The organism is Desulfosarcina sp., from assembly GCF_041551955.1.
GTDB lineage: Bacteria > Desulfobacterota > Desulfobacteria > Desulfobacterales > Desulfosarcinaceae > Desulfosarcina.
Genome location: NZ_JBFELV010000095.1, coordinates 1 through 14,155 on the forward strand (window position 1 = coordinate 1; position 14,155 = coordinate 14,155).

Annotated in this window: 10 protein-coding genes and 1 pseudogene; 8 read left to right on the plus strand and 3 right to left on the minus strand. The window is 59.0% G+C overall.

Annotation, left to right across the window (positions count from 1 at the left end):
- The 7 genes and pseudogenes from ABYV26_RS09530 to ABYV26_RS09560 all read left to right on the plus strand — a co-directional run.
- Nucleotides 1-198: pseudogene (locus ABYV26_RS09530) on the plus strand (glutamate synthase); the annotation flags it as partial.
- A 122-nt stretch (nt 199-320) separates the two neighbouring features.
- The gene (locus tag ABYV26_RS09535) at nt 321-2,654 is read left to right on the plus strand and encodes an FAD-dependent oxidoreductase (protein ID WP_372680409.1); all 2,334 of its coding nucleotides are present in this window, start codon (nt 321-323) and stop codon (nt 2,652-2,654) included.
- Nucleotides 2,655-2,984: 330 nt separating this feature from the next.
- Entirely contained in the window at nt 2,985-4,121 is a 1,137-nt protein-coding gene (gene carA / locus ABYV26_RS09540) for a glutamine-hydrolyzing carbamoyl-phosphate synthase small subunit (protein WP_372680411.1), read from the plus strand.
- 269 nt (nt 4,122-4,390) lie between these two features.
- Nucleotides 4,391-7,657: a carbamoyl-phosphate synthase large subunit gene (carB, locus tag ABYV26_RS09545; RefSeq protein ID WP_372680413.1), complete on the plus strand. Its 3,267-nt coding sequence runs from the start codon at nt 4,391-4,393 to the stop codon at nt 7,655-7,657.
- A 50-nt stretch (nt 7,658-7,707) separates the two neighbouring features.
- Nucleotides 7,708-9,147, plus strand: a complete 1,440-nt coding sequence (purF, locus tag ABYV26_RS09550) for an amidophosphoribosyltransferase (RefSeq protein WP_372680415.1) — start codon at nt 7,708-7,710, stop codon at nt 9,145-9,147.
- Nucleotides 9,148-9,289: 142 nt separating this feature from the next.
- Nucleotides 9,290-9,856 (plus strand): cyclic nucleotide-binding domain-containing protein, encoded by a 567-nt coding sequence (locus ABYV26_RS09555; RefSeq protein WP_372680417.1) that lies wholly within the window; start codon nt 9,290-9,292, stop codon nt 9,854-9,856.
- Nucleotides 9,857-9,872: 16 nt separating this feature from the next.
- Nucleotides 9,873-10,871, plus strand: coding sequence for a radical SAM protein (locus ABYV26_RS09560; protein ID WP_372680419.1), 999 nt, complete (start codon nt 9,873-9,875; stop codon nt 10,869-10,871).
- A gap of 116 nt (nt 10,872-10,987) precedes the next feature.
- Here the strand turns inward: ABYV26_RS09560 and ABYV26_RS09565 are convergent, their stop codons facing one another.
- Complete coding sequence (locus ABYV26_RS09565; protein WP_372680421.1) at nt 10,988-11,500, minus strand: hypothetical protein; 513 nt, start codon at nt 11,498-11,500, stop codon at nt 10,988-10,990.
- Nucleotides 11,501-11,820: 320 nt separating this feature from the next.
- Here ABYV26_RS09565 and ABYV26_RS09570 point away from each other — a divergent pair, with 320 nt between their 5' ends.
- Nucleotides 11,821-12,855, plus strand: a complete 1,035-nt coding sequence (locus ABYV26_RS09570) for a DUF933 domain-containing protein (RefSeq protein ID WP_372680423.1) — start codon at nt 11,821-11,823, stop codon at nt 12,853-12,855.
- A 15-nt stretch (nt 12,856-12,870) separates the two neighbouring features.
- Here ABYV26_RS09570 and ABYV26_RS09575 read toward each other — a convergent pair whose 3' ends face one another.
- Nucleotides 12,871-13,209 (minus strand): hypothetical protein, encoded by a 339-nt coding sequence (locus tag ABYV26_RS09575; protein WP_372680425.1) that lies wholly within the window; start codon nt 13,207-13,209, stop codon nt 12,871-12,873.
- A 145-nt stretch (nt 13,210-13,354) separates the two neighbouring features.
- On the minus strand, nt 13,355-14,155 hold an 801-nt coding region (locus ABYV26_RS09580; RefSeq protein WP_372680427.1), incomplete at its 5' end, for a GAF domain-containing protein.

Genomic DNA, 14,155 nt, shown 5'->3' on the forward strand with positions numbered 1-14,155 from the left:
CCGCGCCTATACCGTCGCCTGGATGTGGAACAGGTGGCCGAACGGGTGGTGGATCTTTTTCTGGCCTTTGACACGGAACTGAAAAAAATAGTGGCTCCGCTGGGCCGGTCCACGGCGCTGCCCATCGGCATGTCAGACGCCCTGGGCATCAGCGATTACCATGCCGCCCAACGGCTTGATATCAAGTACGTGGTGTAAACTGGGTGGTCGGCTGTAGCGGTTTAGACAGAAAAAACCGGCCGCAAAGCCGATTGTTTCTATAGCTTGCCGCCTATAGGCCAGCAACTTAGACACTTTTTTACATCCACCGGAGCAGATCGATGACGGAAAACAGACAGCCCCTAAATATATTGGGAAAACGTGACGGCGAGCGCCTGACCTCGCGGGTTCTGGAAGAACAGATTCAACAGGCCGTGCGGGCGGGCCATCGCCAATTGGTCGTTCACGCCTTTGGCCAGCACGGCATCGGCGGCCGGCTCTGGCGGTCGGATGGCGAGCCCGTGCATATCACCATCGACGGCCATGCCGGCCAGCGGCTGGGATCCCTGGGATATCCGGGTACGTTCATCGAAGTGCTGGGGCCGGCCTCGGACGATGTGGGCTGGCTCAATGCCGGTGCCACGATTACCGTTCACGGCCACGCATCCAACGGCGCGGCCAATGGGATGGCCCAGGGAAATGTGTACATTGCCGGCAACATCGGCGCCCGGGGCATGACCATGACCAAGTTCAACCCACGCTTTGAACCGCCCCAGCTCTGGGTGCTGGGTTCCGCGGGGGACTATTTCGCCGAGTTCATGGCCGGTGGCGTGGCCGTGATCTGCGGCCATGAGCCCCAGAACCCTGAAAATGTGTTGGGCTACCGTCCCATGGTGGGCATGGTGGGCGGTCGTGTGTTGTTTCGCGGTCCGCATCAGGGTTTCAGTCATGCCGATGCCAAGATGATGCCCATCGATGACGATTCCTGGAAGTGGCTGACCGAGGGGCTCCAACGGTTTCTGACGGCCATCGACCGATCGGAATTGGTCGAGCGCCTGACGGTCCGTGATGAATGGCAATTGATCGCCGCCCGCTCGCCCCAGGAGAAGAAGGGCGTCGAACGGCAATCCATGGCCGACTTCAGGAAAAACGTCTGGGATGCCAAACTGGGCCAAGGCGGCATCGTCGGCGATCTCACCGACCTTGACCGCAGCGCCATACCGCTGATTACCCACGGTGACCTGCGGCGCTTCGTCCCCGTGTGGGAAAACCGCAAATTCAAGGCGCCTTGTGAAGCCACCTGCCCATCAGGGATACCGGTGCAGGAGCGCTGGCGGCTGGTGCGTGAGGGGCGCGTGGATGAAGCGGTGGACCTGGCGCTGGCCTTCACCCCTTTTCCGGCTTCCGTGTGCGGCTACCTGTGTCCGCACCCGTGCATGACCGCCTGTACCAAGGGCTCGGCCTTTATGACGCCGGTTGATGTGTCTCAACTGGGCCGGGCCAGCATCAAGGCCAGCATGCCTGAGCTGCCGGCGCTTTCCGGTAAACGCATCGCCGTGGTCGGCGGCGGGCCTGCCGGCATTTCCACGGCCTGGCAGCTTCGGCGGTTGGGCCACGAGGCGGTGGTGTTCGACAACGCCCCCACGCTGGGCGGTAAAATCGCGTCGGTGATCCCCGACAGCCGGATTCCCAGCGACGTGGCGGCCAAAGAACTGGCACGGGCGGCCGAGGTGATCCCCCATGTTCACCTCCATCAGCAGCTGAACCAGCGCGATATGGCCCAACTCATTGCCGATTACGATTTTGTGGTCGTGGCCGCCGGCGCACAAAAACCGAGGACGCTGCCCATTCCGGGAAAGGAGCGGTTAATCACGGCCATGGATTTTCTATCCGATGCCAAGCATAACCGGGTCAAACCGGGCGATCGGGTGGTGATCATCGGCGCGGGCAACGTGGGCTGCGACGTGGCCACCGAGGCGTCGCGCCTGGGCGCCAGGCAGATTACCCTGCTGGATGTCCAGGAGCCGGCCAGCTTCGGCAAGGAGCGTGAAGACGCCGAGGCGGCGGGCGCCGTGTTCCGTTGGCCGGTGTTTACCCGCCAAATCACCGACCGCGGCGTGGAGCTGGAAAGCGGGGAGTTGATCCCCGCCGACACCGTGGTCGTCTCCATCGGCGATGCGCCGGATCTGGAATTCCTGCCGGGTGACGTGGCGACGGAGCGTGGCTTCGTGGCCGTCAACGAAGATTACCAGACATCCAACCCCAAGGTGTATGCCATCGGTGACGCCGTGCGGCCAGGACTGCTCACTGACGCCATTGGTGCCGGGCGGCGGGCGGCCGAAACCATCTCGGAGATTCTGGCCGGCAAGCGGCCGGGTGCGGACCGGAAGATGGTTATCGACATCAACCGCATTTCCCTGGAATACCTGGACCCCCGGATCGTCCAGTATGAAGATATGGACCAGTGCGGTTCCCAGTGCTCCTCCTGCGGCACCTGCCGGGACTGCGGCATTTGTGTGGCCATGTGTCCGGAGGCGGCCATCAGCCGCGAGGCCTCAGGGGATGTCACCTTCGAATATGTGGTGGACCCTGACCGCTGCATTGGCTGCGGGTTCTGTGCCGGAGCCTGCCCATGCGGGATTTGGGACCTGGTGGAAAACACACCGATAGGATAGCGGTCCCGCATAACGCCCGATATCTGCGGTACGCTCGACATTTTATCCTCGGAATAGACTTTATGTGCACCTCAAGGGCACTTTCTTCGGGGCGCCTGTGGTAAAATTTCTCGAGAGCCTTGATCTCGGGCGTTATCCGAAACCGCCAGAAACACCTCTCGTGAATGAATGGGCCTTGATGGTTTTTTAAGAAAAAAGGCAGGCCTGCGGATCTGCCTTTTTTAGGGGGTTGATTTGCCGATCAGATGTGATAATTGACCACAGAACCTTAAGAGGTGTTGATCAATTTTAGGCACAGCGGCGGGCCAACCCGCGAAAAAACCAAACCGTATGCAAGCATTGTTAGCACTTGAAGACGGCCGCACGTTCCCCTGCCGATCCTTTACCGGTCCGGGGGAAGCCAGCGGCGAGGTGGTGTTCAACACCAGCATGACCGGCTATCAGGAGGTGCTCACCGACCCGTCCTACAGCGGCCAGATGGTCACCATGACCTATCCGCTGGTCGGCAACTACGGCGTCAACGACGAGGATGTGGAGTCCGCACGGATCCAGGTGGCCGCTTTTCTGGTCAAGGAGTACCAGTCGTTTCCCAGCAACTTCAGATCCACGCAATCCCTTGCCGACTACCTTGCCGGCCAGGGGGTGCTGGGTGTCGAGGGACTGGATACCCGTGCCCTGACCCGCCACATCCGCAATGGCGGCGCCATGCGTGCCATTGTTTCCACGACCGATTTGGATTCCGGATCCCTGACACGGCGCGCCAAGGCTATAGCCAGCATGGTGGGGATGGACCTTGCCAGGAAAGTCTCCACTGCACATCCCTACCGCTGGACCGGCGGCAAGCCCGAAGCGCTGGCAGATGGCTTGGCATTGAATGCCGACGTCTGGCAGCATCGGGGAGATCGTCCATCGGTGGTGGCCGTTGATTTTGGCCTCAAGTACAATATTGCCCGATGCCTGGAACGCGTCGGATTCGAGGTGGTGGTCGTGCCGGCCGCGACCGAGGCGTCGGCCATTATGGCCATGGCGCCCGACGGCCTCTTTCTCTCCAATGGCCCCGGCGATCCGGAGCCGGTCGTCTACGGCGTCCAGACGGTCAAGGATCTGCTGGGTCGGTTGCCCATCTTCGGCATCTGTCTGGGCAACCAGATCCTGGGCCTGGCTCTGGGTGGGCGCACTTACAAATTGAAATTCGGCCACCGCGGCACCAATCAGCCGGTCAAGAATCTGGCCACCGGCAAGGTGGAGATCACCTCCCAAAACCATGGATTCGCCGTGGATATCGATAGCCTGGGCGCCGATACCGTCGAGGTCTCCCACATCAACCTGAACGACAACACCGTAGAGGGTATCCGGCACCGCCGGCTGCCGGCCTTTTCAGTCCAATACCATCCGGAGGCGTCGCCGGGGCCGCACGATGCGGCTTACCTGTTCGACCAGTTTAGGGCCATGATGAAAACGAAATGACGAATCCGTAAGAATCCCGATATCTGGGTTGCGCTTCGTTCCTCGTGACTGCGGCGTGTCGCCTATGGGCTGCCTGCGGCACCCGCGATAGCGGTATTCTCGGGACTCGCAAGCCTCGATCTCGGACTGCTCGCGGATTCGTCGAGGGTGCAACCAGTTGCCGGAAAACTGACGACGAGTCCTTTATTTACACACATTTAAATTATTTGGAGCCAAATCCACGCTGCTGAATTCTGGATTTGGACTTCTGACTTCGGTCTCGAACACACATGCCCAAACGCACGGACCTCCATAAAATCCTGATCATCGGCGCCGGCCCCATTATCATCGGCCAGGCCTGCGAGTTCGACTACTCCGGTACCCAGGCGTGCAAAGCCCTCAAAGAAGAAGGCTACGAGGTGGTGCTGGTGAATTCCAACCCGGCCACCATCATGACCGATCCGGAAACGGCCGATCGCACCTACATCGAACCGGTCACCCCGGAGGCTGTGGCCAAGATCATCGAAAAGGAGCGCCCCGATGCCCTGCTGCCCACCCTGGGCGGACAGACCGGGCTGAACACCGCCGTGGAAGTAGCCCGGCAAGGGGTTCTGGAACGCTTCAACGTGGAACTCATCGGCGCCTCCCTGGACGCCATCGAAAAGGCCGAATCCCGGGATCGCTTCCGTGAGGCCATGCACCGCATCGGCCTGCGTATTCCCCACAGCGGGATCGCCAACAGCATGGAAGCGGCCCGTACCATCGCCGACGACATCGGATTTCCACTGATCATCCGGCCCAGCTATACCCTGGGCGGTACCGGCGGCGGCGTGGCCTACAACCCCGAGGACCTGGAGGACATTGCCAAGTCAGGGCTTGACGCCAGTCTGACCCACCAGGTCATGCTGGAAGAGTCGGTGCTGGGGTGGAAGGAATACGAGCTCGAGGTAATGCGGGATCACGCCGACAACGTGGTGATCATCTGTTCCATCGAAAATTTCGACCCCATGGGTGTGCACACCGGCGATTCCATCACCGTGGCCCCGGCCCAGACCCTTACGGACCGGGAGTACCAGACGATGCGGGACGCCTCCCTGGCCATCATGCGCGAAATCGGGGTGGATACCGGTGGCTCCAATGTCCAGTTTGCCGTCAATCCGCAAAACGGGGATATGATCGTCGTGGAGATGAATCCCCGGGTGTCGCGCAGCAGCGCGCTGGCCTCCAAGGCCACGGGTTTTCCCATCGCTAAAATCGCCGCCAAACTGGCTGTAGGATACACCCTGGACGAAATCCCCAATGACATTACCGGCGAGACCCTGGCTTCTTTCGAGCCCACCTTGGACTATTGTGTGGTTAAAATCCCCCGGTGGACCTTCGAAAAATTTCCGGAGACCCAAGATCTCCTGACCACCGCTATGAAGTCGGTGGGTGAAACCATGGCCATCGGCCGGACCTTCAAAGAGGCTTTTCAAAAGGGCTTGCGGTCGCTGGAAATCGGTCGTTTCGGTTTCGGTGCCGATGGCAAGGATCTGCCCGAGGCGGACGGTGCGCCACCCACTCTGGACGAGATCGAACAGAAGCTGGTCATCCCCAACTCCCAGCGGGTGTTCTACCTGCGTTACGCCCTTATGGCAGGCATGTCCATCGATACGATTTATCAGATGACCGCTATCGATCCCTGGTTTCTCTTCCAGCTGGAGCAGATTTTCCGAATGGAGCAGGAGCTGTTGACCGCCGCCGAGACGGCATGCCGTTCCGGCAGTCCGGCAGAGGACGGTTTAATGGCCCTCACCTCCGATCGATTGACCCGGGCCAAGGCCTTCGGGTTTTCCGACGTCCAAATCGCCCATCTCATCGGCAGTACGGAAACTAAGGTGGAACGGACACGCAAGGGCTTGGGCATCCGGCCCGTATATAAGCTGGTGGACACCTGCGCAGCGGAATTCCGGGCCGCCACCCCATATTACTATTCCACCTACGAAACCGAATGCGAAGCCCGGGTGTCGGATCGTAAAAAAGTGATGATTCTGGGCGGCGGACCCAACCGCATCGGTCAAGGCATCGAGTTCGACTACTGCTGCGTGCACGCCTCCTTTGCCCTGCGGGAGATGGGTGTGGAGAGCATCATGGTCAACAGCAACCCGGAAACGGTGAGCACCGACTACGATACATCGGACAAGCTCTATTTCGAACCGCTGACCCGCGAGGATGTGCTGCACATCGTGGAGAAGGAAAAGCCGGCCGGCATCATCGTCCAGTTCGGCGGCCAGACCCCGTTGAATCTCTCCACGCCGCTGCATGCCGCCGGCGTTCCCATCCTGGGCACCCAGCCGGAGAGCATAGACCGGGCCGAAGACCGCGAGCTGTTTCAAGCCATGCTGAAAAAGCTGGGCCTCATGCAGCCGGCCAACGGCACGGCCCTGTCCATCGCCGAGGCGCTGAGGATTGCCGACACCATCGGCTATCCGGTGATCGTGCGCCCCTCTTTCGTCCTGGGCGGGCGGGCCATGAAGATTGTTTACGACCCCAAAGACATGGAGACGTTTACCCGCCTGGCCATCTTGGCTTCCCCGGGCCACCCGGTGCTCATCGACAAGTTTCTGGAAGCGGCCATGGAGGTAGATGTTGACGCCATCTGTGACGGTTCCACCACCATTATCGGCGGTATCATGGAACACATCGAGGCGGCCGGGGTCCACAGCGGCGACTCGGCCTGCGTGTTGCCCCCCCACAGCATCGGCAGCGACATGATTGCTCAAATCACCGTGGCCACCAAGGCCATGGCCGCCGAACTGAAGGTGGTGGGACTGATGAACGTCCAGTACGCCATCAAAGACGATTTGCTCTATGTGATCGAGGTCAACCCCCGGGCTTCCCGGACCATTCCCTTCGTTAGCAAGGCCACCGGCATTCCCCTGGCCAAGCTGGCTACCAAGGTCATGCTGGGCAAAACCCTTGGGGAACTGGGGCTCACCGAAGAGGTGGTCCCCCGGCACCAGTCGGTGAAAGAGGCGGTGCTTCCTTTTGATCGCTTTCCGAATGTGGATACCCTGTTGGGGCCGGAGATGAAATCCACCGGAGAGGTCATGGGCATCGGGACCGACTTCGGCCTGGCCTATGCCAAGGCGCAGCTGGGGGCGGGTCAGCGCCTGCCCCTGTCCGGAACGGTTTTCATCAGTGTGGGCGATGAAGACAAGGCGGCCATTCTGGCAGTCGCCAGGCAATTTTCCCATATGCAGTTCGATATCCTGGCCACCGACGGCACATGGTCCCATCTTTGTGCCAATGGCATCCCGGCCGAACGGATCAACAAAGTGTCCCAGGGCCAACCCCATGCCGCCGATGCAATCAAGAACGGCCGGATACAGCTGATCATCAACACCGGCACTGGTGACGAACCGCGCCGCGACGGCTATACCATCCGCCGGGCAGCCCTCAAATTCAAAGTGCCCTACGCCACCACCGCCGCCGGCGCGCTGGCGGTATGCCGGGCGGTCGGCGCCTTGAGGGAAAAACCTTTTGAAGTCAAGGCTATTCAAGATTACCATGGGTAGCGGGCCATCCGGTCGCCCACTATAACCCCAGCCCTGCAAGGCAAGCATTCATGAAAGCATCACAGAACATCAGCCGGGAATTCATTGGCGATGACAAACCCCGCGAAGCCTGCGGCCTTTTCGGGGCGTTCAATCACCCGGATGCGGCGAAAATGTGTTATTTCGGGCTCTATGCCCTCCAGCACCGCGGCCAGGAGAGCGCCGGCATCGCCGTTGCCGAGGCTGGCGCCATCGATGAATACAAAGGCATGGGGCTGGTTCCCGACGTTTTCGACATGGACATCCTGGAAGGCCTTAGCGGCCCCAGCGCCATCGGACACGTGCGCTACTCCACCACGGGCAGCTCGGTGGTGGCCAACGCCCAACCCCTTGTGGCGCGCCACCGCCAGCGGGCCTATGCCGTGGCCCACAACGGCAACCTGGTCAATGCACATCATTTGAAAGCGGAACTGGAGGATACCGGCTCCATCTTCCAGACCACCATGGACAGCGAGGTGTTTCTGCACCTGTTCGTCCGCAACCTGAATCTGGGCTTCGAGGAGGCGCTCAAAGCCTCGGTTTCCCGGATGAAAGGGGCCTTCTCCATGGTGGTGCTCACCAGCCGGGGCGAAATTATCGGCATCAAGGACCCCCACGGCTTTCGCCCCTTGTGCTTGGGAAAACTCAACGGCACGTGGGTGCTGGCATCGGAGACCTGCGCCCTGGATCTGGTGCAGGCGGAATTCGTCCGGGAGCTGGATCCGGGTGAGATCGTCATTATCAGCAGCGAGGGGGTCAAAAGCATCCATACCAAAACCCCCAAGCGTCGGTCATTCTGCATTTTCGAGTTCATCTACTTCGCCCGACCGGACAGCACCTTTTTCGGCCACAACGTCTACCTCACGAGAAAGGCCCACGGCCGGCGCCTGGCTGAAGAATCCCCGGTGGACGCGGACCTGGTCATGCCCTTTCCTGACTCGGGAACGTATGCAGCCCTGGGCTATTCGGAAGCCTGCGGCATCCCCTTCGAGACAGGCATGATCCGTAATCACTACGTCGGGAGAACCTTCATCCAACCCACCCAGAGCATGCGAGATTTCGGGGTTCGAGTAAAACTCAATCCTATCAAGGAACTGCTCAAGGGCAAGGACATCATCATCATCGAGGATTCGATCATTCGAGGTACGACGGTCAAGACCCGGGTCAAGGCCCTGCGAGAGCTGGGCGTCAAACGGGTTCACCTTCGGGTTAGCGGGCCGGCCCATCGGTTTCCCTGCCATTACGGCATCGATTTTTCCACCAAGGGGGAACTGATTGCGGCCAGAATGAGCGTGGAGGAACTGCGCACGCACTTAGGACTGGACACCTTGAACTACCTGAGCCTGGAGGGATTGCTTTCATCCACCGGCATCGAAAACCCGGAGGACCATTTCTGCAAGGCCTGTTTCGACGGGTGCTATCCGGTCCAGTTTGATGAGAACCTGTCCAAACATTGCATGGAGATGAAATAAAGACTCATCGTTTGAGATCTGGGTTTTGACAGTTGGTTCGTGTTCCGTTAATGATGACGATGAGGCTTGCCTTTCTTTTGCCGTCACATTAGAATATGTTGCATAGGATCATCAACGAATTGTAGCCGCACCGGGGGATTTCATGATCGAGTCCAAATACCTGAAGGAAAATATTGAAAATATTCAGCGACTCATGTCCATCTCGGCGCTGAAGCATTTCGAGACCCGCAATCTGGGAAAACTGCTTCGCCTCAGCAAAATCCGCCAGTACGAAGACGGTGAAACCATTATTCAGGAAGGCGACATGGATCCCTGGCTCTACTTTTTGCTGTCCGGAAAAATCCGGATCACCAAAGAAGGCGAAGAGATCAGTAACATCAGCAAAAAAGGGGAGATCTTCGGTGAAATGCGCATCATCGACGACCAGACGCGCAGCGCAACGGTGCTGTCCGACGGCAAGACCATCTGTCTGGCCGTAGACACCTCGGCCGGCAACCGACTCTCCACTTCCGAGCAAAAAGACGAGCGTCTGGACTTTTTGCTCCTGCTCTACCGGATTTTCGCCGAATATATGACCTACCGCCTGCGTCTGACCAACGAAGAGCTGATCCGGGCCAAAAAAGAGGTCCGGCGCCTGGGCGGTGCAGCCAGTCCGAATGCGGATGCGGACGACGACGCCGACCTTGAAAACTTCATGAAATCGATGTAGGGCGGGCCGTGACCCGATGCGAAAAACCGTTTCTTTTACCCGTCATTCAGCCAACATCTTCTTCCATCTGCTTACCCGCTGTAACCTTCGCTGCCGCCATTGCTACATCAATCCCGATCAACACGGTAGAAATACGCTTGACATCGATACCATCGACCGGTGGCTGACGCTGTTTGCCCGTCGACATCCATCATCCAACGTGATCTTTCTGGGGGGTGAACCCACCTTGCACCCGGACCTGTCCGCCGCCGTCAAACGGTCCAGGCAGCTGGGTTACGCATCGGTGACCATCGACACCAACGGTTACCTTTTTCATGACATTCTGAACCGGGTGACACCCGAGGAGGTGGATTTCTTCAGCTTCAGCCTGGACGGACTCAGCCCAACGGTCAACGACCCCCTGCGCGGCGACGGCAGTTTCAAGCAGTGCACCCACGGCGTGGTGGCAGCCAAAGCGCGTGGTTTTTCCGTCAGCCTGATCTATACGGTGAGTCAGGCCAACATCGATCATCTGCATCGCATGCCGCGCCTGCTGGAAAGACTGGGCGTGGACCGTTTTTTCATCCAGGTCATCGGCGTTCGGGGGCAGTGGACCCAAGATGCCAAGCGCGTGGAGAGCCTTGCCCAGGTGGATCGGGACACCTGGCTGAAAGTGATCCCGCCGGTGGCCGAAGCCGTCGCCCGGCGGGGAATTGCCGTCACTTTTCCCAAGGTGTTTCTGGGCTCAGACGAGCCCTTCGAATGCGCGGGGTTGGTGGCGGACAACTACTTTATCTTTCCCAATGGTCGGGTTTATCGGTGTCCCCTATGCGAGGATTATGCCCTGCACAGCCTTGAAATTCGTAATGACCGACTGGTGGAGGCCCCCAAGGTCAACGAGTCGGACCTGTTTCCGCTATTGATCCCCGAAGGATGTGTCATGAACCGCATCATCCAGCCGCGCAACCTTCCACAAGCGGATGGCCTCGGTTACAAGATCGCCTGTTGTATGCTGAAAGAAGAAATCACACCCTGATGATCGGCGGTTCCGTAAAACGCCCGATATCTGCGTCACGCTTCATCCCTCGTCACTGCGGAGTAAATCCTGTCCGCCTCGTTCCTCGGGAGTCGCAAGTCTTGATCTCGGGCGTTTTACGAAACCGCCTGAATGTAGGATGCCTCCATCCGTTTTCGATCGTTTTTGATCTGTTCGAGGACGCGTGACAGGTTGCGCTTTTCGGCGGGCTGGTGGTCAAGGAGGCGGGTCTGAGCCGGGCAAAGGTACCATGTGCAGACAAAGGGGCGCTGGAGGCGATCCAGCCGACAGCCGACAGGGCTTTCATAGCGGCAGTGGTCAACCTCTCGGCCGAGCAGCTGCCGATGGGGCACTGGGATGCCGTCCAGGTGGAGGAAGAGCAGGTCCTTGAAATCGGCCCACACCCATGCCCGCCGGCAGCAGGTGTTGATGCAGTCGGGACAGGTTTCCCGGCACAAGCGATCCATCAGGGGGAAAATCGATTCAAGGCGGCGTCGCATCCGGTGGGCCTGCCGGTGGGCTTCAGCAAGCACCGATGGGTTTTGCCGCATAGTGTGCGCCAGGCAGGTATTGGCCTCCTGCCACAGGGCGCGCGCATGCCAGGGAGGCGGTGAACATCGGAAATCCATAACTGATTCATAGCCGGTTTAGTTCGGATTTTCAAATCCCCGGCCTTATTTATTGCCTTGACGGATGCACACGGATATGAAAAGGCCAAATTTGACGGATTCGTAAAAACCCCGATATCCGCGTTACGCTGCAGCCTTCGTCACTGCGGCGTACCGTAACTACTCATCATTGCTTACGGATTCGCAAGCCTTGATCTCGGGCTTCATACGAATCCGCCGGGAATTCGACTTTTTACGCGTTCATCAAATTTGGAACCTATTTCGAAACGCTATAAAAAAACGGATATATCATCCGTGCCGGAACCAGGAGTATTATAACCATGAGACTCGGCATCATCGGCTTACCCCAGTCGGGCAAAACCACTGTTTTCGAAGCGTTGACCCGCAGCGTCGCCGCTGACGGCAACCGCCAGGAAAGCCGTATCGGTACGATCACCGTTCCGGACAAGCGGGTGGAGATCTTAAGCGAGATGTACCATCCACGCAAAACCATCTTCACTCAGGTAGAGTATTTCCTGCCTGGCAAGGGGGATCACGGTGGGGCCGCCAAGAAGGACCAGAGTATCTGGACCCAGGTGCGCGACTGCGACGCCTTGATTCATGTGGTGCGCCATTTCAGCGGCTACGGCGTCGATTCGCCCACGCCCAGGCAAGACGCGGCGGCCATCGACCAGGAATTGATCATATCCGACCTGGTCGTGGTCGAAAAACGTCTGGAGCGCCTGGCCCTTGACGAACGTCGGGGGAAAAAACCCAACCCCGAGGAGATTGCGCTGCTGGAACGCTGCAAGGCCTATCTGGACAGTGAAACTCCTCTTCGTCGGTTTCCCGAACTCGCCACGGCCAAACTGCTGCGCGGTTTTGCCTTTCTTTCCGCCAAACCCATGCTGATCCTCTTTAACAACGAGGATGAGAACGATGCGCTTCCCGGCGCTGACGCCCTGCCCGAAGGGGAGGCGTGTATGGTGATCCGGGCCAAACTGGAACAGGAACTGGCCCAGATGTCCGACGACGAGGCACAGGAGTTTCTGACCGAGTTCAACATCACCGCGTCGGCCACGGACCGGGTCATCGTTCGCTCCTACGACTTGATGGGGCTGATCTCTTTTTTCACCGTGGGTGAAGACGAAGTGCGGGCCTGGACCATCGCGCGGGGCACCGAGGCGGTGGATGCGGCCGAGGTGATTCACTCGGATATAAAAAAGGGGTTCATCCGAGCCGAGGTGCTGGCCTACGACGACCTCATGGATGCCGGAACTTATGCCGAGGCCCGCAGAAAAGGGACGGTCCGGCTGGAGGGCAAGACGTACAAGGTCGGTGACGGAGACATCATCAATTTCCGCTTCAACGTTTGACGCGCCTCAGCCAGATTACAGGTAAGGCGGCCGGCCGCCGGAATAGATCAGCTTGCTGTAGGTGCGGTCCCTTGCCCGCGCGGGCTGCAACTTGACAAACTGGCGTACGTAGCCGGGGATATCTCCCGTATTCAGATAGATTTTAAAGTCGTTTTCAATCCTGTCCCTGGAGAAGGGCCACACACCGCCGGCCTCCTGAAAGAGGGCATGCACACTGCAGCCGTTGGAAAATGCCACATCCGACAGATCTCCGTCTTCGCCGGTGACATCCAGTGGTGCCAGGCGACGTTCCAAGATGATCTTGAGGGCTCCGTAAAGCGCCGCCAGGCAGATAAATATGACCATCGTCGTCATGACAACCGATCCTTTCACAATGGGGTTAAGCATTCCATGCAGAAAAGATCGGTCTGAAGGGGGCGGTTGTCAAGCCATGCCGACGGGCCTCGGTTGTGTGCGGAGCCTGTGCCCATCAGGCTTGTGCCCCCCATCGATGCGATGATCAGAACCAGGAGCGATGGCTCCAGATGTCCGCTTCCAAGCTCTTCTTGTCTTCTTGGAGTTTCAGGTACATAGAAGCGTTCTGGATGGCCAGGCCCCCCTGGTGGGCCAGCGCCTCTACCATCAGCATCAGATCCGCCGGGAATTCACGCTGGACATCGCTGTATAGACGCATTACGCCGATGACCTTGTCCCGGGCCAGAATGGGGGCCACGATCATTGAGACGATGCCTTCGCTTTTCATGGCATCTTTGAAGCGGATGCGCTTGTCCGTGGTGGCGTCGCTGATCACCATGGTCTCCCCTTTCAGGGCGCGTGCCGCGGTTTCCGTGGTGGTGATGGCGCCCCTTTCCAGAAATTCCGGGCTGAGACCATGGCTGGCCATCAGTTTCAGGGAACCGGTGTCTTCGTCCATCAATCGGATGAGCGCCCCCTTCATGCCCAGGGTGTCGCAGATGTTCTCCGTCAGGTTGCTGAGCACCTTCTGGATGTCCAGAGAGGAGTTGATGTTGGAAGCCAACTCCAAAAACAGCATGGCGTTTTTTTGCATGCGCCGGAGAAGGCGGTTGTGTTCGATGGCGATCCCCCCCTGTTCGGCCAATGCGCGCAAAAATTCGATCTCGTTGGGTTTGAACTCGCGCCGGGTGCCGGTATACAATGACAGCACTCCGATGGCTCGGTCATTCACCGTCACCGGAACCGTCAGCAGCGAGGCAATGCCCTCAGCCTTCTTCGCCGCATGATTTTCCAAGCGCGGATCGGACGTGGCATCGGGAAAGGCTAAGTACCCCTCCTTTTCCAG